Annotated in this window: 23 protein-coding genes; 19 read left to right on the top strand and 4 right to left on the bottom strand. The window is 55.6% G+C overall.

The window, feature by feature from the left end:
• Positions 1-8 precede the first annotated feature (8 nt).
• Both HZU72_RS01805 and speB read right to left on the bottom strand, forming a co-directional pair.
• Positions 9-1,391 carry a YjiH family protein gene (locus tag HZU72_RS01805; RefSeq protein ID WP_180090037.1) on the bottom strand — a complete coding sequence of 461 codons (1,383 nt, stop codon included), beginning with the start codon at positions 1,389-1,391 and terminating at the stop codon, positions 9-11.
• Between the two features lie 103 nt (positions 1,392-1,494).
• The gene (gene speB, locus HZU72_RS01800) at positions 1,495-2,445 is read right to left on the bottom strand and encodes an agmatinase (protein ID WP_180090035.1); all 951 of its coding nucleotides are present in this window, start codon (positions 2,443-2,445) and stop codon (positions 1,495-1,497) included.
• Positions 2,446-2,667: 222 nt separating this feature from the next.
• On the opposite strand from speB, the gene HZU72_RS01795 reads away from it, so the two are divergent.
• Complete coding sequence (locus HZU72_RS01795) at positions 2,668-4,089, top strand: sigma-54 interaction domain-containing protein (RefSeq protein ID WP_180090033.1); 1,422 nt, start codon at positions 2,668-2,670, stop codon at positions 4,087-4,089.
• Between the two features lie 53 nt (positions 4,090-4,142).
• On the opposite strand, the gene HZU72_RS01790 is transcribed toward HZU72_RS01795, so the two are convergent.
• Positions 4,143-5,054, bottom strand: a complete 912-nt coding sequence (locus HZU72_RS01790) for a LysR substrate-binding domain-containing protein (protein ID WP_180090031.1) — start codon at positions 5,052-5,054, stop codon at positions 4,143-4,145.
• 103 nt (positions 5,055-5,157) lie between these two features.
• On the opposite strand from HZU72_RS01790, the gene HZU72_RS01785 reads away from it, so the two are divergent.
• From HZU72_RS01785 to HZU72_RS01715, 15 genes are all read left to right on the top strand, one after another.
• Positions 5,158-5,982, top strand: a complete 825-nt coding sequence (locus tag HZU72_RS01785) for a phytanoyl-CoA dioxygenase family protein (protein ID WP_180090029.1) — start codon at positions 5,158-5,160, stop codon at positions 5,980-5,982.
• Positions 5,982-7,010: an isopenicillin N synthase family dioxygenase gene (locus HZU72_RS01780; protein WP_180090027.1), complete on the top strand. Its 1,029-nt coding sequence runs from the start codon at positions 5,982-5,984 to the stop codon at positions 7,008-7,010. Before HZU72_RS01785 ends, HZU72_RS01780 begins: the two co-directional genes overlap by 1 nt.
• Positions 7,007-7,783, top strand: a complete 777-nt coding sequence (locus HZU72_RS01775; protein ID WP_180090025.1) for a hypothetical protein — start codon at positions 7,007-7,009, stop codon at positions 7,781-7,783. Before HZU72_RS01780 ends, HZU72_RS01775 begins: the two co-directional genes overlap by 4 nt.
• Before the next feature lie 39 nt (positions 7,784-7,822).
• Positions 7,823-8,962: an ABC transporter ATP-binding protein gene (locus HZU72_RS01770; RefSeq protein ID WP_180090023.1), complete on the top strand. Its 1,140-nt coding sequence runs from the start codon at positions 7,823-7,825 to the stop codon at positions 8,960-8,962.
• A gap of 58 nt (positions 8,963-9,020) precedes the next feature.
• Entirely contained in the window at positions 9,021-10,130 is a 1,110-nt protein-coding gene (locus tag HZU72_RS01765) for an ABC transporter substrate-binding protein (protein ID WP_180090021.1), read from the top strand.
• Between the two features lie 22 nt (positions 10,131-10,152).
• Entirely contained in the window at positions 10,153-10,989 is an 837-nt protein-coding gene (locus HZU72_RS01760; protein ID WP_180090019.1) for an ABC transporter permease, read from the top strand.
• A 10-nt stretch (positions 10,990-10,999) separates the two neighbouring features.
• Positions 11,000-11,812 (top strand): ABC transporter permease, encoded by an 813-nt coding sequence (locus tag HZU72_RS01755; RefSeq protein WP_180090017.1) that lies wholly within the window; start codon positions 11,000-11,002, stop codon positions 11,810-11,812.
• An 18-nt stretch (positions 11,813-11,830) separates the two neighbouring features.
• Positions 11,831-12,601 carry a class II aldolase/adducin family protein gene (locus HZU72_RS01750; RefSeq protein WP_180090015.1) on the top strand — a complete coding sequence of 257 codons (771 nt, stop codon included), beginning with the start codon at positions 11,831-11,833 and terminating at the stop codon, positions 12,599-12,601.
• Positions 12,602-12,725: 124 nt separating this feature from the next.
• Complete coding sequence (locus tag HZU72_RS01745) at positions 12,726-13,856, top strand: ABC transporter ATP-binding protein (RefSeq protein ID WP_180090013.1); 1,131 nt, start codon at positions 12,726-12,728, stop codon at positions 13,854-13,856.
• 29 nt (positions 13,857-13,885) lie between these two features.
• Positions 13,886-15,166 (top strand): ABC transporter substrate-binding protein, encoded by a 1,281-nt coding sequence (locus HZU72_RS01740; protein ID WP_180090011.1) that lies wholly within the window; start codon positions 13,886-13,888, stop codon positions 15,164-15,166.
• 63 nt (positions 15,167-15,229) lie between these two features.
• Positions 15,230-16,114, top strand: a complete 885-nt coding sequence (locus HZU72_RS01735; RefSeq protein ID WP_180090009.1) for a carbohydrate ABC transporter permease — start codon at positions 15,230-15,232, stop codon at positions 16,112-16,114.
• On the top strand, positions 16,111-16,953 hold the full coding sequence (locus tag HZU72_RS01730) for a carbohydrate ABC transporter permease (RefSeq protein ID WP_180090007.1): 843 nt from the start codon (positions 16,111-16,113) through the stop codon (positions 16,951-16,953). The genes HZU72_RS01735 and HZU72_RS01730 overlap by 4 nt, the downstream gene beginning before the upstream one ends.
• Before the next feature lie 64 nt (positions 16,954-17,017).
• A complete protein-coding gene (gene recQ / locus HZU72_RS01725; protein ID WP_180090005.1) occupies positions 17,018-18,844 on the top strand; it encodes a DNA helicase RecQ in 1,827 nt (608 codons plus the stop codon).
• A 96-nt stretch (positions 18,845-18,940) separates the two neighbouring features.
• The gene (locus HZU72_RS01720) at positions 18,941-19,342 is read left to right on the top strand and encodes an MbcA/ParS/Xre antitoxin family protein (RefSeq protein ID WP_180090003.1); all 402 of its coding nucleotides are present in this window, start codon (positions 18,941-18,943) and stop codon (positions 19,340-19,342) included.
• Entirely contained in the window at positions 19,339-20,019 is a 681-nt protein-coding gene (locus tag HZU72_RS01715) for an RES family NAD+ phosphorylase (RefSeq protein WP_180090000.1), read from the top strand. Before HZU72_RS01720 ends, HZU72_RS01715 begins: the two co-directional genes overlap by 4 nt.
• A 3-nt stretch (positions 20,020-20,022) precedes the next feature.
• On the opposite strand, the gene mtnA is transcribed toward HZU72_RS01715, so the two are convergent.
• Complete coding sequence (mtnA, locus tag HZU72_RS01710; protein ID WP_180089998.1) at positions 20,023-21,048, bottom strand: S-methyl-5-thioribose-1-phosphate isomerase; 1,026 nt, start codon at positions 21,046-21,048, stop codon at positions 20,023-20,025.
• 118 nt (positions 21,049-21,166) lie between these two features.
• Here mtnA and mtnB point away from each other — a divergent pair, with 118 nt between their 5' ends.
• Genes mtnB through HZU72_RS01695 form a run of 3 tightly spaced genes read left to right on the top strand, consistent with a single transcriptional unit; the run spans position 21,167 to position 23,000 of the window.
• Positions 21,167-21,757, top strand: a complete 591-nt coding sequence (mtnB, locus tag HZU72_RS01705; RefSeq protein ID WP_180089996.1) for a methylthioribulose 1-phosphate dehydratase — start codon at positions 21,167-21,169, stop codon at positions 21,755-21,757.
• Positions 21,754-22,440 (top strand): acireductone synthase, encoded by a 687-nt coding sequence (gene mtnC, locus HZU72_RS01700; protein WP_180089994.1) that lies wholly within the window; start codon positions 21,754-21,756, stop codon positions 22,438-22,440. Before mtnB ends, mtnC begins: the two co-directional genes overlap by 4 nt.
• Positions 22,441-22,451: 11 nt before the next feature.
• A complete protein-coding gene (locus HZU72_RS01695) occupies positions 22,452-23,000 on the top strand; it encodes a 1,2-dihydroxy-3-keto-5-methylthiopentene dioxygenase (protein ID WP_180089992.1) in 549 nt (182 codons plus the stop codon).
• Positions 23,001-23,202 lie beyond the last annotated feature (202 nt).

Here is a 23,202-nt window from a genome sequence, read left to right as displayed (position 1 = left end):
CAGGTCCCTTAGAAGAAAAACGTATGGGCCATGAAGGCAATGATCGGCAGCGTAATGGCAGTACGTAGCAGGAAGATGGCAGCCAACTCCCAGAGCTTGATGGGAATTTTCGACTTGAGCAGTAGCGCGCCGATTTCCGACATGTAGATCAGTTGGGTGAGCGACAGGCAGGCAATCACAAAGCGGGTGAGTTCGCTTTCGATATTGGTCGCCAGCACCGCGGGCAGGAACATATCGGCAAAGCCCACCAGGGTGGCGGGCGCCGCCGCTTCTGCCTCGGGAATCCGCAGCAGCTCTAGCACCGGCACCATGGGGTAGGAAAGCCAGGTAAACAGCGGGGTAAATTCCGCTAGAATCAGCGCCACCGTGCCAATAGCAAACACCAGGGGAAGTAAGCCGAGGAAAATATCCATCACGTTGAGGAGCGCCAAACGTGCCAGTTCACGGGGGCCGGGAGCACCGGCGGCGCGATTGGTGGCCTGAATCAGGCTGTAACGGAACAGACCCACTTTTTCAGTGCGCTCCTCATTCAGTTGGCAGCCCACCGGTTCGTAATAGTCATTGGATTTGCGCGACAGGGGCGGCAAGCGCGGCACAATGACCGCAGCGATTAACCCCGAAACCACCACCGTAAAGTAGAATTGCACAAACAGGTGGTTGATATCGACAAAACTGGTGACGAGCAGCGCAAACGCAATCGACACCACGGAAAAATTGGTGGCAATCACCGAGGCTTCCCTGCGGTTATAGAATCCCTGCTCGTACTGCTGCGTGGTGATCAGCACACCGACAGTGCCCGAGCCCATCCATGAAGCGGTGGCATCAATGGCGCTGCGTCCCGGCAAGTTAAAAATTATCCGAAACGGTTTACGTACCATGCTGCCGATGAACTCCATAAAGCCAAACTCGACCAGAAACGGCAGCAGCAGCGCGGCAAAGAAAAAGAAGGTGAGCAGTACCGGCGCCAGGTCATTGAGCATCACCCCACCGGTAAATGACGCAGTCACGAACTCAGGCCCGAACTGAAAATAGGTCATCACAGCGAACAGCGCGCCTAAAACGCGCATCGCAAGCCACACCGTCCCGACATGAAACATTTCGCGCAGCATGCCCTTTTTGGCCCAGGAAGGGTTAGCTAGCTTGGCGTAAATCGTCGCTACCACCGACAGGCAGAGCACAACGACGGCAATGGCCGGCAGCGCCGAGCCCAGCAAGGCCTGCAAACTATCGGCCATGAGCCCCATGCCGATGTTAATGGTATCGCCCACTTGAAAAGGGACGAGAAACAGCAGCACCCCAATTAGCGAAGGAATGATAAATTTCAGTAAGTGTGCGCGGGGTATCGGTGCCGACGAGGTCGGCTGTTCCGATTTAACGTTGCTATACGACATAGGGTTCACCTATTGGAAGTGATTATTGGAGGTGGACTGGCGGCGTGGCTAGGTCAGTACTTTTTATTTAGTCGCTATTTCTTTGATAGCTATTCGGTCGGCGTCACTCGCTGTGTTTAACGCCCGGCAGTACGCAAAGCATTTCATACAGCAGCGTGGCGCCCATCAGCGCGGTGTTGCCGCTGGGGTCATAAGGCGGAGATACTTCCACCAGGTCACAGCCGACAATATTAAGCCCAGCGGCACCGCGAACCAGCTCCAATCCTTGGCTAGAGGTCAGTCCTCCCATCTCCACCGTGCCGGTACCGGGGGCAACAGAAGGATCCAAACCGTCAATGTCGAAACTGATGTACACCGGGACATCGCCCATCTGCTCGCGCACTTCCTGCATCAACGGTGCTAGCGAGCGGTACCAGCACTCTTCGGCAGGCACGACGCGAAAACCCTGACCACGACACCAGTCAAAATCTTCAGCGGCATAGCCGGTACCACGCAGGCCGATTTGCACTACCTTGCCGTGGGCCAATAAGCCCTCCTCCTGGGCACGACGAAACGGTGTGCCGTGGGCAATTGGCTCACCGAACATGTGCTCGTTGACATCGGCATGGGCATCGATATGAATCAATCCCACCGGGCCGTGCTTTTTGGCCATGGCGCGAAGAACTGGCAACGTCAGGGTGTGCTCCCCACCCAGGGTCAGTGGAATACAGTCATGTTTCAGCACCTCATCGTAAAAGGCGGTGATGATGTCGACGCTTTTAGGCAGGTGGAAGGTATTGATGGGTACATCGCCGATATCGGCGACCTGCAGGCTTTCAAAGGGCGCGGCGCGGGTCGCCATGTTGTAGGGGCGCAGCATGCGCGACTCGTCGCGAATCTGGCGCGGCCCAAGCCGCGTGCCGGGGCGGTTTGAAGTGCCTATATCCATAGGAATGCCGATAAATGCCGCATCCAGACCCTCGGCTGTCTCTTGGGTGGGCAGGCGCATCATGGTGGCAGGGCCTGCAAAGCGCGGCATGGTGTTTCCGCCCAGGGGCTGATTAAACTCCGACATACACATCTCCTTATATTTTTGGCGGTGAGCACGATGTAGGTATTGGCCTAGCTCTTTTCACTAATCTTCTAAAGACACTGCACAGACCATGCCAAGTCGTAGATGCCTATAAAGTGGTGGGATTAGCGGCCAAACGATGCAAAAATGAATCAGCCAAGTGCTTTTTTAATTCATTTTTGAATCAAAGATTCAAAAATGAATCGCTCAGAGGAATCGGCTGCGATGAGTGAAATAGATAAACGTGTGCTGCGAACCATTGTGGAGACCGCAAACGACCACTTCTTTATCGTCAGTGGCGATGGGCAAATAGTCGATATTAGCCCGGGAGCCGAAGCGGTTTACGGCGTTTCGCGAGAAGAGCTGCTCTCCAGCAGTGTTCAGCAACTGCAAACCGCTGGGGTGCTTAAGCCCTCCATCACCATGGAAGTGATGCGCACCCGCCGGCCTGCGCAGCTTATGCAGGTCACCGGAACAGGCCGCCGGGTGATTGCCGAAGCCTACCCTGTATTCGTCGACGGCAAGCTGGAGCGCATTATCAGCCGCTCGCGGGATTTAACCGACTTACAGTTATTGCAGGACGAATATGCGCTGCTGCAAAAACGCTTTAGCGAACACTTAAAGCGCAGTCAGGTAGCGCCAGACGCTGAAGAGCAGGCGTTGGATGACGCCCTGGACAATTTGCAGGTGCGCAGCAGCGTGATGCGCGAAATTGCACTGTTGCTTAAGCGGGTAGCCCCTTCGGATGCCAATGTGCTGATGCTGGGGGAATCAGGTGTGGGTAAAACCGCCTTTGCCAAACAGCTACACCGCTGGAGCCAGCGCTGTGACGGCCCCTTTATTGACGTTAACTGCGCGGCGATTCCAGAGAATCTGTTTGAGTCCGAGATGTTTGGCTACCAGCCCGGCGCTTTCAGCGGTGCCGCTCGCCAGGGCAAAGCCGGGCTTTTAGAGCAGGCCGAGGGCGGTACGCTGTTTTTGGATGAAATAGGCGAGCTGCCGCTGCTAATGCAAACCAAACTGCTCAAGGTGATTCAGGACGGTAATTTGACCCGGCTGGGTGACACCCGCTCACGCAAGGTCAATTTTCGCTTGGTCGTGGCGACCAACCAGGATTTGGGCAAGCAAGTAGAGGCCGGACTTTTCCGTCTGGATCTTTACTACCGCCTCAATGTGATCCCGGTCACCCTGCCGCCGCTGCGTGACCGCCGGGAGGATATCCCCGACCTGGTTGAAGCGTGCTTAAATCGGCTCAACCAGCGCTATGGCCGGCAAAAAATCCTTGATACCCGCGTTTGGTCGACGCTGATGGGTGGCGAATGGCCGGGTAACGTCCGCGAGCTGGAGAACTGGCTAGAGAGAGCCTGGCTTTCCAGCCCCACCGATCAAATCGAGGAGCCCGCTGCACTCCCTCACGCCGAACAGCATCCGGCAAACTTTCCGAGCGCCTCGCCAGCAAGGCCGGCAGTAGCACTTGAGCCCCAGGAAACCCTCAAGCAGTACCTAGCGCGGCTGGAGCGCGAAACCCTTGAAGAGCTGTGCAACACGCTCCCAAGCACCTACGCCATTGCCGAGCGGCTGGGCATCAGCCAATCCAGCGTGGTGCGTCGGTTGCAGCGCTATGGATTGAGTGCCTCCCAGCGATAATCTAGCCTATCAAATTGGCGTAACACCTGTGATTCAAGTTCATCAATTTGTATTTATGGAGTTTGTTTTACGGCCAAGGTGCGTTCGATACGCGCCTGTATCCAGTCACAAAATAGAAGGATACGTGGCTCGTTCAGCCGGTGTGGCGAGCAGACCAAATAATAGGCGTTTGGCGCTGGCACTTCAGCGTCGAATAAGCGCACCAGATGACCACGGGCAAAATCCTGCGCGCAAACTATCCGATCTCCCAGCGCGACACCGAAGCCTGACGCAGCCGCCTCGAGTGTCAGATGGGCTCCTCCCAAGTGAGTACTTCTTCTCAAATCATGAGAATCAGCGCCCACCCTAGCCAACCAGCGTTTCCAGTTACCGCCATCATCTTCATGCAGCAGCCAGCTTCCACGAAGCTCGCTGACCTGATGGGGTTGGTCGTAGGTAGAAAAAAAGTGAGGATGACAGACCGGTGTCATATTGAAGTTGGCCAACAGTTTAACGTGCTTGCGCTCCCATTCACCATGTCCATAAACCACCGCCACGTCATAGTCGCTAGTGGCTATCCCCTCATCATCAAGGTTCTGCGGCATAACAGTCAGATCGATATCTGGAAAGGCACTGCGAAAGGCTTTCAACTGATGGGCCAGCCATTTAGTGGCCAGGGTAGGTGCACAGATGATCTGCAGTCTTCCTTCAACACTGGGCAGCCCCAGCTTTATGGTGCTTTCTGCCAATAGGCGCAGAGCCTCTCGCACCTGACGCGAGTAAACCAGTCCTGTCTGATTGAGCCGAAGTTGGCGGCGATCGCGGTGGAACAGCACCATCCCCAGAGATTCTTCAAGCATTTTTAGCTGATGGCTTACCGCCCCGTGAGTTACGTGCAGTTCTTCTGCAGCAAGCTTAACACTCTGCAGGCGCGCCACCGCTTCGAAGGCACGTAACGCATTCAAGGGAGGTAACGCTCGTCTCATAACAATTTTTCTCACATAAAAAGACAAAAAATATGAATTTTATTATCAACTATCTTTTGCCAACCTAAAAGTTATCGGCACATCGAATTTGAGAGAGGTTGTCATGCAAGCTAACAGCACAGAACAGGACTTTACTCCCGATGATCCTCGTGTGTTTGACCAGTATTTACAGGATGGGGTTATTTGCCTACGTAATGTTCTGAATGAAAGCTGGCTTACTCGGCTCAAAGAAGGCACCCGCGACGCTATCGAACAGGGCGGCCCTCACCACTTCCGTTTTGGCCCCCCTAATGCGCCCGGTTTTTTCTTCGGTGATGTCATGCTCTGGCAACGCTGGCCTAGCTTTTGTGAGTTCGCCTTTGACGGCCCGCTGGCGAGTTTAGCCGGTCATCTGATGAATTCTCAGAGTGTGACCTTTTATCATGACTTCTTGCTCGTTAAGGATGCTGGTTCCAGCAAGCCGACACCTTGGCATCAAGATCAATCTTATTGGTGCGTAGGTGGTGACCAAGCATTGACGATTTGGGCTCCTCTAGATGCTGTCAGTTCAGCCAATACGCTTGAGTTCGTACGCGGCTCTCATCGCTGGAACACTCTCTATGCTGCCGTGCCTTTCGCCGATGAAAGCTCTTTTGATGGTAGCCGCGATGGCCGCCCAGAAGTGCCGGATATCGCTCTCTGCTGTAGTGACGAGGATATCGTCAGTTGGTCTCTACAACCTGGGGACTGCCTTGCGTTTCACGCGCGTACACTACATCGAGCTCCTGGCAACCCACTCCCCCATCCCCGCCGAGTACTGTCGACATGCTGGGCGGGGGATGATGCGCATTACATTGAAATAGCAAGCGACCTCGCACCGCCGATCAAGGGTGATGGTTTGATACCCGGCGCACCGCTGGCTTGTTCCACCTTCCCGAGGATTTTTTAATGCCTAATTCAACATATGCACCAAACCCTGATCGCTTGGCTCGAGAAAAAGGTCGCCACTTTACAGCGGTACCCGTCATTGATCTTGCCCCCGCTATCGGCCCCGATGCTACGCCTTCTTCACGACAAGCGGTGGCTGATGAAATCGGTCTTGCCTGTGAAAAAATAGGCTTTTTCTATGTTGCGAACCACGGTGTCAACAGTGACAAGATCTCGGCAGCATGGGCAGAGGCAAAGCGTTTTTTTGCGCTGCCTCTAGAGCGCAAAAATGAGATCCATATCAGCAAGCTACCAAACCATAGGGGATATCTAGGGATTGGTGAAGAGACACTTGATGCCTACGCTGCAGATAGTAAAGAAGTATTCAAGATTGGGCTTGAGCTACCGGCTGATGATCCAGATTTTATTAACGGCATCATCATGTACGGTCCGAATACTTGGCCCCGTGATCTACCTGGATTTCGCGAAAATATTTACAGTTATTATCAGGAAATGTCGGCGCTATCGAAGGAGCTTTTCCGACTGTTCGCCCTGGCTATTGGCATCGACGAATACTTTTTCGATGACAAAATCGACAAGCCTATGGCGCAACTTAACCTGATTCGTTATCCCGCACACGAAGGTGAGCCCCGAGTGGGTATCGGCGCGCACAGCGATTACGAATGCCTAACACTGCTCGCTCAGGATAACAACGGAGGTTTAGAAGCCCGTAATGCTGCTGGAGACTGGATCGCTGTGCCCCCCATTGAGGGTACTTTTGTCGTCAATATCGGTGACATGATGGCGCGCTGGACCAATGACCGCTTTGCATCCACCATTCATCGTGTTTATAACCGCTCCAGCAACGAGCGCTACTCGATGCCCTTTTTCTGTGGCTGCAATTACCACACATTGGTCAGTTGTTTACCTCACTGCTCAAGTTCCGATAATCCCCCCCATTATCCCGATACTTTTGCCGGTGAACATTTAGTTGGGCGACTGGATGCTACCAATGCTCATCGTCAGAAAACCAGCGGTGCAGGAGTATGAACGCAACCGTACCCGACTGGCTAAGAGGCGTTTGGCAACGAACACGTATCGACTATAGCGACGGTAGTCGTGATACCTCAAGCAGAGTGTTCTGGCTACAAGGGCTAAGCTGCTATGGAGATCTGCGTATCGCGACAACTCGGCCTATAGTGACGCGTCTTGGTGCGTCCCGCGATGATGATCTCGCTCTGGCGCACCAGCAGGGGGCTACTGGGCACTGTCATTACCTTGATGGGCAAGCAGTTTGGCAGCGCGAATGGGGCTATCAACCAGTAGTCGACTTCCCGGAACCTGGCGACATCGAGTTGCGCGATAGCTGCATAATCGAACGCGCTCCATCCGGTGCTTACGAAGAAGAGTGGCACCGCTTAACGCCTAAAGATCCAGATATACATGTTTGGCTTCGTGAAGATGGGCATGCACGTCTGCTGGTCATAGATGCCTTTGCCATGCTGATTGAACGCCGTTCGCTTGTCCTGCCACCTCTTCCCCTTGCCAACCTGCTGCGTGAATCATCACAAGACGCCCAGACCCTGCTTAACTGCGAGATTTCCTATGCCGAGTATGGCGCTAACAGCAACTTCCTGATTCGTCACTCGACTCTGCCCTGGCGTGAAGGACAGTCCCTTAGCCTGTGTAATCAGCAGGGGAAAATACTCCCCTCTGGATGGCGACTGGAAGAACACTATTCTGGCATTTCCAGACACCTCTCTGATACTTCTGCCTCTTCCTTGGCGCTACCGCCCAATCCTGGTACGGGCTTTGCAGGCTAATACATCAACGTTATTCCCTTGAACCGCTCAGGAGCCGTCATGAATAGCCTTTCCCAGTCACCCACTCACGAGCTAATTAGCGACACGGCTCAGCATGGTGACGTACAAATTAACATACAGGGCATTCAGAAGCGTTTTGGAAGTTTTCTGGCTCTCGACGATATTTTCATTGATGTCCAACGGGGCGAATTTCTAACCTTACTCGGCCCCTCTGGGTCTGGTAAAACTACCCTACTGATGATTCTGGCAGGCTTCAGCACTCCCTCTGCCGGACGTCTGACCAGAGCGGGACAAGACCTCACTCAGCGGCCAGCCGAAAAGCGTAACTTTGGCATGGTATTTCAAGGCTATGCACTGTTTCCGCATATGAGCGTTGCGGACAATGTCGCCTTTCCGTTACGTATTCGTGGCGTAGCTGCCGCTAACCGACGCCAGCGAGTGAAGCACATGCTGGAGACCGTGGGTCTGAGCGAGCATGCTCACAAGAAGCCGCACACTCTCTCCGGTGGTCAGCAGCAAAGGGTAGCGTTGGCTAGGGCACTGGTCTTTGAGCCAGAGATGCTGCTGCTTGACGAGCCATTTTCGGCGCTAGATAAAAACCTGCGCGGCCAGTTGCAAGAGGAAATGAAACGTATACACCAGGAAATGGGTACCACCTTTGTCTTCGTAACCCATGACCAGAGTGAGGCACTTGCCCTTTCATCGCGTATAGCCATCTTCAATAAAGGTCGCTTGGCTCAACTTGATACACCAGAACGCCTTTACAACCGGCCTCATGACCGCTTTGTTGCAGAGTTTCTAGGCCGTATGAACTTATTGCCGCTAAGCCATCCCAAACGCTCCGGGCAGCGTGTCAGCGGCCAGTTCGAAGGTACCCTGTTGACAGCGAACAACCTACGCCATATTCCTCACAACAACCTGATGCTAGGCATCCGCCCCGAACAACTGAGTATTGCCCTTAGCTATAAAGAAGCCGCGAGTAATGGCGGCAACTGCCTGATGGCCACGCTTCAGGAGCGCACTTACCAAGGCCACAGTTTCGACCTGACACTTAGCACCCCCCAGGGCCATGTATTGACCACCAGCGTTACCAACTCACATCCGGCCGCTCGAGCCACACCAGGCACCCCATTATGGCTTTACTGGCCAGTTGATGCCGGCATCGTGATCGAGGCTTGAATATTTTACCCACAGACTTACAGCGTGACTTGCGCATCGCCCCACTGGAGTAATCATCATGCATCGGACACATCAACAGGACTGTATTGAGCTTCTTGTCGAAAAGGCGCGTCGTGGTCAAATCGACCGCCGTAGCTTTCTTAAGGCGGCGGGTATGCTAGCGGCATTACCGCTTGCCATGCGCAGTGGTATTGGCTGGGCACAGGATCGCCCAGTTATTATCGTCAACTGGGGCGGCGATGCTATCGATGCATATCGGCAAGCCTGGACCGATAGTTTTACCCGCGAAACCGGCATTCCGGTGCGCATTGATGGCAGCGGCCCTACAGAAGGGGCGATCCGTGCCCAGCTAGCCTCAGGCCGCCCCAGTTGGGACGTGGTAGATGCTGAGCCGTTTACTTCCTTGACCCTGGGCCGTGAAGGACTGATGCGGCCACTAGACTTCAATACCATTGAACGAAGCAAAGTGAATGAAGAGTTTGCCACAGAGTTCGGTGTGGCGGGCTACCTGTACAGCTATGTTATCGCCTGGGACAAGGAGCGTTTCGATTCAGCCCCACAAACCTGGGCAGACTTTTGGGATGTTGAGCGTTTCCCCGGTAAGCGCACCATGTACAAATGGATGAATGGCGTTCTCGAAGCTGCCCTGCTGGCCGATGGTGTCGCTGTCGAGGATCTCTACCCTCTCGACGTAGCAAGAGCACTCGACAAGATTGATGAGCTGCGCCCTCACATTCTAGCTTATTGGGGCTCCGGCGCGGAAAGCCAGCAGTTGTTCCTCGATGGAGAAGTCAGCATCGGACAGATATGGAATACCCGTGCCATTGTGCTTGAACGCGATACGGAGGGCAGGGTGGGCTGGCACTATGATAATGCCTGTGTCACTCCCAGCAGTTGGGCAGTCCTTGGCGACAATCCAGCAGGTTCAGAACCCGCCATGCGCTTTATCAATCATGCACTGGAACCGGAAGGTCAGATTGAGCTACTCAAGTTGCTAGGTAACGGCCCATCAAACCCAGCTGCTGAGGCATTGATTCCCGAGGAACTCATCGAACTAAACTGTGGTTCAGTCGATAATCTTGCTCGCCAATTCAAGCTCGACATTGAGTGGTACGCCGATCACTACGGCAGCGTACTAGACCAGTTTCTGTCACGCACTGGTGCCTGACTTTATGTGAGGGCATGCAAATATGATTACCCGCCTTCCCGAACGTTGGCAGTACCGTCTGTTGTTGTGGCCACTGCCGATTCTACTGCTGCTTTGCTATGTGATCCCCTTTGCCGGCATCGTCACCTGGAGCGTGACGCTGCCGGAGCTAGGAGTAGATAACTATGCACGCCTGGCGAACGACCCTTCAATACACGCCGTGCTATGGCGCACTCTCCATCTGTGCGCCATTGTAGGGGTCTGTGCACTACTGCTGGCCTTTTTGATGGCCTACTGCTGGCTTTACAGCTCATCCCGATGGCAACGCTGGGTAGAGCTGTGCATTTTCCTGCCTTTTTTTATATCGGTACTAGTACGTACTTTCGGCTGGCTCGTAGCACTGCGAAATAATGGATTAGTAAATAGTTGGTTGCAGGATCTGGGGCTAATTGACTCTCCACTAGCGCTCACCCGCAATACTCTTGGAGTAATCATTGCCATGGTTCATTTCATGGTGCCTTTTGCCTTCTTTCCACTCCTCTCTTCGATGCGCCAGATTGATGACCGAGTGCTATTGGCCGCCCGCGGTCTAGGCGCCTCACGTTTGCGGGTATTCATTTCGGTGTTCCTGCCTCAAACCCTGCCCGGGCTGCTAGGTGCTTTCATTATGGTCTTTGTATTCTGCCTGGGCTTTTTCATTATTCCCGCCATTCTTGGTGGTGGTAGCACATTGATGGCGGCGGAATACGTTTTCTTGCAGATGTTTCAGACCTACAACTGGGGAATTGGAGCCGCCTTGTGCGTACTGATGCTGGTACTGGTATCCGGATTGGTGTGGCTACTTATGCGGTTTTCGCGGGTCGAGCGACTAGTCGGTTGAGGAGAACATTATGAATATCTATCGGGTCGGCTGGCTCGCCAAGCTCCTAGCGCTTATCACTATGGGGTTTTTAATGCTCCCCCTTGCGGCAGTGATACCCGTGTCATTCACCGGCAAGCGCTATCTGTCGATGCCCGAGGGCGACTGGTCACTACGCCATTACATTACACTGTTCCACTCATCGGAGTGGATCGGCAGCATCATGAATAGCGCTATCGTTGCTATCTCAGCTGCTTTGCTGGCCACCCTGCTATCTACCGCTTTTGTCATCGCTGTTTGGTACCGCAATAACAAGTGGACACGCTGGCTGATCGGACTCTGCATGTTGCCGCTGATCGTCCCCCCAGTCGTATCGGCTATGGTGCTCTACTTTATGACTACCAATGTTTCGCGCATCGCCCCCGGCCTTGGGTATGATTCTCTACCCGGAGTGATTCTCGCCCATACGCTGCTGATCGTTCCTTTCGGCGTCATTAACATGTTGGTCGCCATCAGTAGGGTTGATCGACGGATTGAACTCGCGGCGCGCAACTTGGGGGCTGGCCTGTGGCAAACCACCTGGATGGTGTTGCTCCCTAACCTGCGCCTCTCCATGCTGACGACTTTTCTGCTCTGTTTCATTCTCTCCTGGGAAGAGATTGCCGTAACGCTGTTCATCACCAGTTGGGAGGTTATTACCCTGCCTCGTCAAATATGGAGCGGGTTACGGGACAATGTCGACCCAGTAGTAGGGGCCATTTCTACCCTGCTAATTATCTTGACCTTGACGCTGCTGTTTCTGCGTATGGCCATACAAGGCTGGCGCGCCGCACAGCGGCATTAATGACTCGAAAGGATTTTCATGAATAACATACCGCTAAACGTTCGACAGCACATTAGTAACAATGAGTGGCAAGCACGCTGCGAACTGGCGGCACTTTATCGACTGCTTGCCTATTACCGCATGACCGACCTGATCGATACGCACCTGACATTACGCCATCCTGATACCCCCGAGCATTTCCTGATCAACCACTATGGCATCCCCTTCGATCTAATGCGTGCATCCGATCTCGTACGCATCGACCATGACGGCAAGGTAGTGGACACCCTCAACCCACAAGGACGAGTCAATGCGGCGGGATTCGTGATCCACTCTGCCATCCATGCTGCCCGCCCCGAACTAGATTGTGTAATCCACACGCACACAGCGGCAGGAATGGCCGTGTCGGCCCTGCAAGAGGGATTGCTACCACTCACCCAACATGCGATGAAATTCCACGGTAAGCTGGCCTACCATGAGTATGAGGGCGTTGCTCTGGATACTGCTGAACGGCAGCGCCTCGTGGTAGATCTGGGGCCACATAAGGCAATGATTCTACGCAATCATGGTCTACTGGCAGCCGGCGAGAGTGTTGCAGAGGCCTTTATGGAAATATATTTTTTGGAGCGCGCCTGTCAGGCCCAGGTTCAGGCCTTATCCGGTGGACGAGCACTCCATATACCTAGCGAAGAGGTTAAGCGACACACTGCAGCCCAGTTCGATTCGGAAGATGAGAAAGAGATCACTCATTTGGCGTGGCAGGCAGCGCTTCGTTTAATCGAGGATCAGCATGACGATTACTGCAGTTAAGCGCCAAGTGATTTTCTGCTTGACACAGCGTCTGTCATAAACCATCCATGTAAGTGTCATGAAACGGCAACACCTTCAACACAAGCTGAACCAATAACAACCAACAGCCGGTGATGTGTGTGCTATGTCAAACCAATCGCGTATTCGCCTGGAACGCGTCACTAAACGTTGGGGCGCGACCACTGCCGTCGATGAAATCTCCTTCGATGTCACGCCTGGGCAATTTGTCATTCTGCTGGGCCCCTCAGGCTGCGGTAAATCCACCACGTTACGCATGATCGCGGGCCTGGAAGAGGCCAGCAACGGACGTATTCATATCGGCGAGCGCGACGTCACACGCCTGCCGCCCGGCGACCGTGGGCTGAGCATGGTGTTTCAGTCCTACGCGCTGTTTCCGCATTTAAGTGTGGCTGACAATATCGTGTTTGGCCTGCGCAGCCGCAAGGTACCCAAAGCCGAGCAGCGCGAGCGGCTAGCCAAAGTGGCCGAACTGGTTGATTTAACCGATTATCTGAACCGCAAACCTGCCCAGCTTTCCGGCGGCCAACGCCAGCGGGTTGCTTTGGCGCGCTCGGTTATTTCCGAACACCCGATCTGCCTAATGGATGAACCGCTATCCAACCTGGACGCCCGGCTGCGCAGCGACATGCGCCGGGAAATAAAAGCATTACAGAGCCGCCTGAATATGACGGTTATCTACGTTACCCACGATCAGGTGGAAGCCATGAGCATGGGTGATCGTGTGATTCTGATGCAGCACGGCAAAATCGTGCAGGACGGCACCCCAGACGAGCTCTATAACCGCCCCGCTAGCGCTTTTGCCGCCAGTTTCATTGGCAGCCCCGCCATGAACCTGCTGCCCCTAGTGGCCGGTGAGAATGGCGCCGTTATCGAAGGCGAACCAAGTACCCCCGTAGCCCCCTTGGATGCCGTTGGTGGACACTTGGGCATCCGCCCGGAAGATATCGAACTGCGAATCGCACCCGGTTCCGGCGTACCCGCTAACGTATTAAGTGAAGAGTATCTGGGAGCGGACACCATTGCTTATGTCGCGGTGGGATCGCACACCCTACGCGTGCGGCTTAGCGGCAAGCAGGCACTGACAGGCCAGCCATGCAGCCTCTATTGGACTTCACAGAATACACACCTTTTCGATGCCGAAGGCCTGCGGCGGGATGACCTGACGCCGACCCCATTACCCAGCTCATCTCGAAGCATTCCTCGTCCACCGGCGGTGGGCTCTTTCCAACACTGACAGCAGTATTGACACTTGCGGAGTCTCTTATGCGTTTGCGTACCCCTTTTGCAATGACCGCCCTGGCAGCGGGCTTATTAAGCGCCGCCCAGGTAAACGCGGATAGCGTCGATCTGACCATGTACTACCCGGTCGCGGTGGGCGGTGCGCTCACCGATGTCGTTGATAATCTGGTGGAAGAGTTTGAGAGCGAATACCCAGATATTAATGTGGAAGCGATCTACGCCGGTAACTACGACGACACCCGCGTGCGCGCCATGTCGGCGATGGAAGCGGGTGAAACGCCCCAACTGTCGGTCATGTTCTCCATCGATCTGTATGAGCTGATTGAGCAGAACGCCATCGTCGCCTTTGACGACCTGGTAGAAACCGATGAAGAGCGCGAATGGCTCGATGGCTTCTATCCAGGGCTGATGGAAAATGGCCAACTGGATGGCAAAACCTACGGTATTCCCTTCCAGCGCTCCACCATCGTACTGTTCTGGAACAAGGACGCCTTTGAAGCCGCCGGCCTAGACCCAGAAACACCCCCGGAAAACTGGGAAGAGATGGCCGAGATGGCGGCGACCGTGCGCGAAGCCTCCAACGGCGAGCAGTGGGGCGTGATGGTGCCGTCGACTGGCTACCCCTACTGGATGTTCCAGGCCTTTGCCTTTCAGAACGGCCACCGGCTAATGAGCGAAGATGGCACCGAGGTCTACTTCGACGACCCCGCAGCGGTTGAAGCGCTGGAGTACTGGGTATCACTGGCCACCGAGCACAATGCCATGCCCGACGGCACCATTGAGTGGGGCACCCTGCGCCAGAACTTCCTGGAAGAGTCTACGGCGATGATGTGGCACACCACGGGCAACCTGACCGCCGTACGTAGCGAAGCCAATTTTGATTTTGGCGTCGCCATGCTGCCGATGAAAACCCAGCGCGGTAGCCCCACCGGCGGCGGCAACTTCTACATTTTTGAAGACGCCACTGAAGAAGAACAGCGCGCGGCGATGACCTTCATTCGCTGGATGACCGCCCCCGAGCGTGCCGCTGCCTGGTCGATTGAGACCGGCTACATGGGCGTTAGCCCCGCCGCCTACGAAACCGACGCGCTACAAGGCTATGTGGAAGAATTCCCACCCGCCGCGGTCGCTCGCGACCAGCTTGAACATGGCACGGCGGAGCTTTCCACCTATCAGGGTGGCCGCATTCGCCGCGCCTTGGATAACGCCGTGCAAGCCGCACTAACCGGTCAGATGACGCCGCAAGAAGCGCTTAGCCAGGCACAGCAAGAAGCCGACAGCGTGTTGCGCCGCTACGCCCGCTAATCGCTAGACATTTCATTGTTCGCCGGGGCATGCCCCGGCTTTTCCAACTTGCGGTACGTCTCTATGTCATTCACCAACCACCGCAAAATGCAGCTCTATGGCGCGCTTCTGCTGCTTCCCGCTGCGGTACTGCTGACGACTTTTGCTTATTTACCGACCGTAACAACAGTCATTAATAGCCTGTTTTTACCCGGCTTTCGCGGTGCGCCCACTGAATTCGTAGGCCTTGAAAATTATCAGGTGTTGTTCGATGACCCGACATTTTGGAAAGTAGCGCGTAACAACTTAATTTACGCCGTCGGTACGATTCCTACGTCTATCGCGCTGGCCTTGGGTATGGCGCTATTCGTTAATGGCAAGCTTCGCGGGCGGTGCTTTGTGCGCATGGCCTACTTTACGCCGACTATTCTCCCCATGATCGCCGCGGCCAATATCTGGATGTTTTTCTACGCGCCGCAGATTGGCCTATTCAATAAACTACTCGGCATGCTGGGCTTTTCTGGAGTGAACTGGCTGGGCGATCCAAGCGTTGCACTAAGTTCGGTGATCGTGATGTCGGTGTGGAAAGAAGCCGGCTTTTTTATGATCTTCTACTTAGCGGCGCTACAGAGCATGCCACCCGAGTTAAAAGAGGCAGCTGACTTAGAAGGCACTAGCCGCTGGAGCTTCTTTTGGCGCGTCACCTTTCCGCTACTCATGCCCACCACGTTATTTGTGCTCATCAATGCGCTGATTAACTCGGTGCGGGTCGTGGATCACCTATTTATCTTGACCAAGGGCGGGCCCAACAACGCCACCAACCTGCTGCTCTACTACGTTTACGAGAATGCGTTCTCGTTCTTTGACCGCACCACGGCAGCCACCATTACTGTGGTTATCCTGCTGGTACTCGCGGTAGTGGCCACGCTTAAGTTCACGATTTTAGATCGCAGGACGCACTATCAATGAATACGTCCACTACCTATGCGCCCCGCTCCCGCTGCGTCTCAATTCCAGCGCTGGAAACAGTGGCCGCGTGGCTACTGGCGATTATTTGGATTTTTCCGCTGCTGTATGCCTTTTGGGCCGCCTTCCACCCCAGCGAGTTTATGGTGAACTTTGAGCTCTTCGCCCCGCTGACGCTGGAGAACTTCACTAACGCCTGGTCTCAAGCGCCCTTTGCCCGCTACTACTTGAACACCTTTGCGTTGGTGACGGGGGTGGTGATCGGTCAGTTTGTAGTCTGTACCCTGGCGGCGTTTGCCTTTGCGCGCTTTCCAATTCCCGGTAAGAACGTTTTATTTATGCTGGTGCTGATTCAGCTTTTTGTGTTTCCCGAAGTGCTGATTGTCGAGAACTACCGCATCGCCAGTGAGCTGGGGCTGATCAACACCATCACCGGGATTGGCTTACCTTACGTGGCCAGCGCCCTGGGTATTTTTCTGCTCCGTCAAACCTTTAAAACCATCCCAAGGGAGCTGGAAGACGCCGCCCGCATCGAAGGCTGCAACTGGCTGGAAATTTTGTGGAAGGTGTACGTACCGCTAGCCAAGCCCACCTACCTTGCTTACGGGCTGGTCTCGATTAGCCACCACTGGAACAACTTTATCTGGCCGTTAGTGGTCACCAATTCGGTAGAGAGCCGCCCGTTAACGGTCGGCCTTGGGGTTTTCTCTGCCCCGGAAACTGGCGTTAACTGGGCCACCGTTAGCGCCGCAACACTACTCAGTATCGCCCCGCTGCTGGTCGCCTTCCTGCTGTTCCAGCGCCAGTTCGTTCAGTCATTTTTACGGGCGGGGATTCGCTAGGCAGACGCCCCTCAGGTTTTTCGTGCGACAATTCTCCCTCAAGCACGAGACAAGGAGAGCATTGATGCACGGCGACCCTCACCCGGCAGCCCTCAAAGTATTGCAGGAGGTATTTGGCTACGACAGCTTTCGCGGCCCGCAGCAGGCTATTATTGAGCATGTAATGGCCGGAGGCGATGCGCTGGTGCTGATGCCCACCGGCGGAGGCAAGTCGCTGTGCTATCAGATCCCTGCACTGCTGCGCGAAGGCACCGCGATTGTGGTCTCGCCGCTGATCGCGCTGATGCAGGATCAGGTGGCGGCACTCGAGCAGAACGGGGTCAGGGCGGCTTACCTGAATTCCAGCCTCGATTATCACGAGGCAGTCGAGGTGGAGAATCGCCTGCGAGCAGGGGAGCTGGATCTTTTGTATGTCGCGCCCGAGCGGCTGGCCACGGCGCGTATGCAGATGCTGCTGGAGCAGACCCGGATTGCGCTGTTCGCCATTGATGAAGCCCACTGCGTCTCACAGTGGGGCCACGATTTTCGCCCCGAGTATCGCCAGCTCTCCCAGCTTCACCAGCGCTTTCCCCAGGTTCCGCGCATCGCCCTGACCGCCACTGCCGATGTGCCCACCCGAGTCGATATCATGGAGCATCTGCAGCTCCAGGAAGCGGCGCTTTACAACAGCGGCTTTGACCGGCCCAACATTCGCTACCATATCGCCGAAAATCAGGGCAACGCCAAGGAACAGCTGCTGCGCTTTATTCGCGAGCACCACGAGGGCGAGGCGGGTATCGTCTACTGCCTTTCCCGGCGCAAGGTGGAGGAGACCGCCGTCTGGCTGGAACGCCAGGGGCTGACTGCACTGCCCTACCACGCGGGGCTTCCCCCCGAGCAGCGCCAGCACCACCAGACCCGCTTTCTGCGTGAAGATGGCGTGGTCGTTGTGGCCACCATCGCCTTTGGCATGGGCATCGACAAGCCGGACGTGCGTTTTGTGGCCCACCTTAACCTGCCCAAGAGCATCGAAGCCTACTACCAGGAGACCGGCCGTGCCGGGCGCGACGGCCTGCCCGCCGATGCCTGGATGGCCTACGGGCTACAGGACGTGATCACGCTGCGCCAGATGCAGCAGGACTCCAGCGCCGCCGACCATCAAAAGCGTATCGAACAGCAGAAACTCGACGCCATGCTGGGGCTGTGTGAAATCATCAGTTGCCGCCGCCAGGCGCTTTTGCACTACTTTGGCGATCATCTGGACGCACCCTGCGGCAACTGCGATAACTGCCTGTCCCCACCCGATACCTGGGAGGCCACCGTGGCGGCGCAAAAGGCGCTCTCCTGTGTCTACCGCACCGAGCAGCGCTTCGGCGTGACCTACCTTGTGGATGTACTGCTAGGCAAAAGCAACGAGCGCATCACCCGCTTTGGCCACGACCGCCTCAGCACCTATGGCATAGGCAAAGACCTCACCGCCAGCGAATGGAAGGCGCTCTTTCGCCAACTGATTGCTAGCGGCTTTTTAAGCGTGGATATGGAGGGGCATGGCGGCATCAAGCTCACTGCCAATGCCAAGCCGATCCTGCGCGGCGAGCAGGCTTTAACTTTGCGCAAACCAAGCAAAGCCAAAACCACCAGAAGGGGAAGCAAAGGAGCCTCTGCACCACAGGGCCACGGCCTGCTGTGGGAAGCCCTGCGTCAGCACCGCCGGGAACTGGCCGAAGCACAGGGCGTGCCTGCCTATGTGATCTTCCACGACGCCACCCTGGCTGAAATGGTCGAGCAGAACCCCCAAAACGTAGCGGCACTAGGCGCGATCTCCGGCATCGGCGCGCGCAAGCTGGCGGATTACGGCGAGGGCTTTCTGGACGTCATTCTGGCGCATCAGGAAACCGAGCAAAGCAGCTAAACCAGCGCGCCAGAGAATTAAAAAACGCTCAAATGGTCGATATTTTCAAAAATCGCTCACTTGGAGTAATCTATACATAAGTGAGGAGGAAAATAGATGGCTATTCAGCACAACACAGCCGACAAGCGCCGCGAAATGGGGGCCGCTGCGATGCGCACCTACCCCAACATTTCACACGCATGGGGTTTGAAAGAGAGTGAAGCTGCTCTTCTGCTCGGGGTGCCTGATTCCACCTACCGGCGTTGGAAGCAGGCACCAGGGAATGCCCGCCTGGATGCTAACCACCTCGAGCGGATGTCGTTGATTCTCGGCATCTATAAAGCACTGCATATACTATTACCTAACAAAGAAGCGGCTAACAGTTGGTTGCAGCGAGCCAACCGCAACCCTCTTTTTGCCGGTCATGCACCCATGGAGCGTCTGTTAAATGGACACGTCTCCGACCTTTACGTTGTTCGCCAACATTTAGATGCCGCGCGTGGTGGGGGGCATGCGTGACATTCCCGTTGAGCAATGTCACTTGGCGTCCCAGCTACCGGGTTATTCCCTCGCGCTTTCCTCCCATTGATTTATTCGAAGGCATCAACAGCAACGCTGATGACTGGGACTTACTCAATGAGCTGGAGGGTGAAACCTCTGCAAGGCTGCGTGAGGAAGCGGGAGCTATTCACTTAGTTCGTGATGACGACCGTCGCTACGGCCCCGGCTGGACGCCCGTCATGGCGGCCTTCTGCCACCTCCCCGCGACCGGTTCGCGTTTTAGCGATGGCACCTTTGGCGCCTACTACTGCGCACTCACCGAAGCTACCGCCATTGCCGAAACCGTTTACCACGCAGAGCGCTTTATGGGGGAGTCAAACGAACCGTCCATGATGCTTCAGCAGCGTGTTTATCTGTCGGATTTAACGGGCCAACTAATTGATTTACGCCGACAGGATGCGGCCCAAACGCTTCTCAGACCGGATAGCTGGGCGGCCGGGCAAACCTTGGGTAGAAAAGCCTGGGAGGAACAAACCGACGGCATTGTTTACCCCAGCGTTCGAGACCCGGGAGGCGAATGTGCCGCGGTGCTTCGTCCCCCCGTGCTCTCCGCCACACGGCAAGGCCGCCATCTCGGGTATGACTGGGATGGGCTGCGCATCCGCCATGTCTATGAGCTAACGCTATTAGGTTAGCGATTAACTTTCGCCCCGCCCCAGGCAGTGTTCGCCGCGTGCGATCGCAGCGGCATCAAATACGCCGGTATCCAATACCCAAGCCGTCACGAGTTTGGCAGGAGTGACGTCAAAGGCCGGATTCCATACCGGGGCGTTGTCGGGTGCCCAGATAATCTCACCAAAGGCACCAGTGACGCCGCGGATCTCGGCGGGGTCGCGCTGTTCAATAGGAATGTCCGCACCAGTGGCACAAGCGGGATCAACCGTGGTGTAGGGAGCCACCACATAGAACGGCACCTGGTGGTAGTGAGCGATCACCGCCAGCATGTAAGTACCCACTTTATTGGCGAAGTCGCCGTTGGCACAGATACGGTCAGCGCCCACCATCACTTTATCTACCTTGCCCGCTGACATCAGGCTGGCAGCCATGCTATCGGTAATTAACTGGTAGGGAATACCCAGGTCGGCCATTTCCCAGGCGGTTAAGCGGCCACCTTGCAGCAGCGGGCGAGTTTCATCCACAAACACATGCAGCTCAACACCGCGCTGTTTGGCCACCGCCAGCGCGCCAATAGCTGTGCCCACGCCAGCGGTCGCTAGCGCGCCGGTGTTGCAGTGGGTGAGCACACGGTCGCCCGATTGTAATAAGTCAGCGCCCCGTTCGGCCATCTGTTGGCACAGAGCACGGTCTTCTGCAAACAGCGCGGAGGCGCGCTCTGCCAGAGCGTTGGCGCCTTGCTCAAAGCAGGCTTCCATGGCATCCAGGCAGTACATTAAGTTAACCGCCGTGGGACGCGTGGCGCGTAAGCGATCACTTACCAACTGCCAATCACTTTGTGGGTGGCGAGCAGCGTATTGGGCCAGCACAAAGGCGGCGCTCAAACCAATCAGCGGCGCACCGCGAATCGCTAAGCTGTTCACCGCTACCTGCCACTCTTCTGGCGAGCCACAGCGCACCCACTGCTCCGTCTGGGGCAGTTGGGTTTGATCCAAATACTCAAGGTGGTCGGCATAGACCCGTAAACTGCGTGACTGTAAGTGGGGCATTGATGGACTCCTTGAGCACTTGAGTAGCGGAACAGAGTAGCAGAACAACGGCGCGGCTTATCAGGCGCGAAGCTTATCATATAGAATGGCTGCCATTAGAAGAGGCGACGCAGATCCTATGATGACGCTACAAACTGAACTGCTGGCCGCCATTTCATGGGCGGCGCAGCAAGGCTGGACGCCAGCCACCGGCGGTAATTTTTCCGCCCGTACCGAGGCGGGCTATCTTGTCACCGCTTCTGGCCGGGATAAAACCCGCATTCACGCCGATGACCTGTTGTTGTGCGACCTTGATGGAAAGGTGCTTGAAGGTAGCGGCAAGCCTAGCGCAGAGAGTGACCTGCATGCCGTGCTCTACCGCTTGGACAGTACCATTAACTGCGTGTTGCATACCCATACGGTAGCCAGCACGGTACTCTCGCGTCGCTTCCCCCAGGGCATCGAGCTAAGCGGCTTTGAGATGCAAAAGGCGCTAGCAGGCAACGTTACCCACGACGCTACCATTACGTTACCAGTGGTGCCCAACGCCCAGGATATGGAAGAACTGGCCGAGCACGTACGCAGCGGCTGGCCGATGCCCTGGGGCTTTTTGGTCGCAGGGCACGGCATATATGCCGTGGGCGATAGCATCGCCAGTTGCCGCCGTCACCTGGAAGCGATTGAATTTTTACTTGCCTGTGTGCTTGAAGAGAGTCGGTGGTCTACATGAGTAACCCAACTGTTCGCGCCATTGTGACCGATATTGAAGGCACCACCACGGATATTAACTTCGTCCATAAGGTGCTGTTTCCCTACGCCCACGCCAAGTTGCCCGACTTTCTACGTGCGAATGCAGACACACCTGCAGTTGCCGAGCAAATTGATGCCGTACGCAGCGAAATGGACGCCCCTAACACCCCACTTGAGGCAGTGATCGACCAGTTGCTGCACTGGATCGAGACCGACCAAAAAGTGACTCCGCTAAAAGCACTGCAAGGTATGGTGTGGGCCGATGGCTACCAGCGCGGCGACTTTAAAGGCCATCTATATAGCGATGTAGCACCGGCACTGCGCCAGTGGAAAGACGCGGGCAAAGCGCTGTACGTCTACTCGTCCGGCTCGGTGCAGGCGCAGAAGTTGCTGTTTGGTTATAGCGATGCAGGCGACCTAACCCCGCTATTTAGCGGCTACTTTGATACCCATATTGGCCATAAGCGCGAGGCTGCCGCTTACCATCGCATTGTCGCCGAGCTTGACCTGTCGCCGGCAGCGGTGCTGTTCTTGTCTGACGTGGTCGAAGAACTGGACGCCGCCAAAAAGGCAGGCATGCAAACCCTGCAGTTGGTGCGCGAAGGCACCCAGCCTGGCAACACCCATGCTTGCGTTACTCGCTTTGATGAAATTGCGCTTTAGGAGACCCTACGATGTCGCAACTGAAAGTATTTGCTGATCAGAACCCGAATGATGCCCTGATCGACACCACCGACGGCGAGCAGATTACCACTGAGCTAAACAAGGTGGGCGTGCTGTTTGAGCGCTGGGCAGCGCCGGGCGAGATTACCGACGACGCCACCCAGGAAGATGTTTTGGCGCTCTATAAAGACGACATCGACCGCGTCAAAGCCATGGGCGGCTATCAAACTGTCGATGTGCTGCATATGGTGCCCACGCACCCAGACAAAGACGCCATGCGCCAGAAGTTCTTGAACGAACATCGCCACCACGAAGATGAAGTACGTTTCTTCGTCAAAGGACAAGGGCTATTTTGTCTGCACATCGATGACAAGGTGTATCAGGTACTGTGTACCCGCAATGACCTGATCAGCGTACCCGCCAACACGCCCCATTGGTTCGATATGGGCCCAGCGCCAGAGTTCACCGCGCTGCGCTTCTTCGATAATGTGGAAGGCTGGGTGCCCCACTGGACTGAAAGCGATATCGCCGGGAAATTTGATCGCTTGGATCAGTTGTAAATGGTGAGGAGTGAGGGGTAAATCGTAAGGTGAAAGATGGCAAGCAGCTGTAGCGCCAGCGCACCCGCGAAGCAACCCGCGAGCGTTGCCGAAGATGCCCCCAGGCCGGATGACGCCCGGTGGCATCATCCAGGCGGCTGGCGCCGCCGTCGCGGGTGCCTAATACGCTCGTCCCTCGCGAGATTCGTTACGCCGCGCTACG

It is taken from the genome of Vreelandella sedimenti, from assembly GCF_013416325.1.
Taxonomy (GTDB): domain Bacteria; phylum Pseudomonadota; class Gammaproteobacteria; order Pseudomonadales; family Halomonadaceae; genus Vreelandella; species Vreelandella sedimenti.
Note: the sequence above shows the minus strand (reverse complement) of the source record. Positions and strands in the feature narration are given on the sequence as shown.

Bases quoted from the DNA above. Each gene is read 5' to 3' on its own strand.
- HZU72_RS01805 (WP_180090037.1), bottom strand. From the start codon at position 1,391: ATGTCGTATAGCAACGTTAAATCGGAACAGCCGACCTCGTCGGCACCG.
- HZU72_RS01695 (WP_180089992.1), top strand. From the start codon at position 22,452: ATGTCGCAACTGAAAGTATTTGCTGATCAGAACCCGAATGATGCCCTG.
- speB (WP_180090035.1), bottom strand. From the start codon at position 2,445: ATGTCGGAGTTTAATCAGCCCCTGGGCGGAAACACCATGCCGCGCTTT.
- recQ (WP_180090005.1), top strand. From the start codon at position 17,018: ATGCACGGCGACCCTCACCCGGCAGCCCTCAAAGTATTGCAGGAGGTA.
- HZU72_RS01740 (WP_180090011.1), top strand. From the start codon at position 13,886: ATGCGTTTGCGTACCCCTTTTGCAATGACCGCCCTGGCAGCGGGCTTA.
- mtnC (WP_180089994.1), top strand. From the start codon at position 21,754: ATGAGTAACCCAACTGTTCGCGCCATTGTGACCGATATTGAAGGCACC.
- HZU72_RS01790 (WP_180090031.1), bottom strand. From the start codon at position 5,054: ATGAGACGAGCGTTACCTCCCTTGAATGCGTTACGTGCCTTCGAAGCG.
- mtnB (WP_180089996.1), top strand. From the start codon at position 21,167: ATGATGACGCTACAAACTGAACTGCTGGCCGCCATTTCATGGGCGGCG.
- HZU72_RS01795 (WP_180090033.1), top strand. From the start codon at position 2,668: ATGAGTGAAATAGATAAACGTGTGCTGCGAACCATTGTGGAGACCGCA.
- HZU72_RS01755 (WP_180090017.1), top strand. From the start codon at position 11,000: ATGAATATCTATCGGGTCGGCTGGCTCGCCAAGCTCCTAGCGCTTATC.
- HZU72_RS01745 (WP_180090013.1), top strand. From the start codon at position 12,726: ATGTCAAACCAATCGCGTATTCGCCTGGAACGCGTCACTAAACGTTGG.
- HZU72_RS01770 (WP_180090023.1), top strand. From the start codon at position 7,823: ATGAATAGCCTTTCCCAGTCACCCACTCACGAGCTAATTAGCGACACG.
- mtnA (WP_180089998.1), bottom strand. From the start codon at position 21,048: ATGCCCCACTTACAGTCACGCAGTTTACGGGTCTATGCCGACCACCTT.
- HZU72_RS01780 (WP_180090027.1), top strand. From the start codon at position 5,982: ATGCCTAATTCAACATATGCACCAAACCCTGATCGCTTGGCTCGAGAA.
- HZU72_RS01720 (WP_180090003.1), top strand. From the start codon at position 18,941: ATGGCTATTCAGCACAACACAGCCGACAAGCGCCGCGAAATGGGGGCC.
- HZU72_RS01750 (WP_180090015.1), top strand. From the start codon at position 11,831: ATGAATAACATACCGCTAAACGTTCGACAGCACATTAGTAACAATGAG.
- HZU72_RS01765 (WP_180090021.1), top strand. From the start codon at position 9,021: ATGCATCGGACACATCAACAGGACTGTATTGAGCTTCTTGTCGAAAAG.
- HZU72_RS01760 (WP_180090019.1), top strand. From the start codon at position 10,153: ATGATTACCCGCCTTCCCGAACGTTGGCAGTACCGTCTGTTGTTGTGG.
- HZU72_RS01775 (WP_180090025.1), top strand. From the start codon at position 7,007: ATGAACGCAACCGTACCCGACTGGCTAAGAGGCGTTTGGCAACGAACA.
- HZU72_RS01735 (WP_180090009.1), top strand. From the start codon at position 15,230: ATGTCATTCACCAACCACCGCAAAATGCAGCTCTATGGCGCGCTTCTG.
- HZU72_RS01785 (WP_180090029.1), top strand. From the start codon at position 5,158: ATGCAAGCTAACAGCACAGAACAGGACTTTACTCCCGATGATCCTCGT.
- HZU72_RS01730 (WP_180090007.1), top strand. From the start codon at position 16,111: ATGAATACGTCCACTACCTATGCGCCCCGCTCCCGCTGCGTCTCAATT.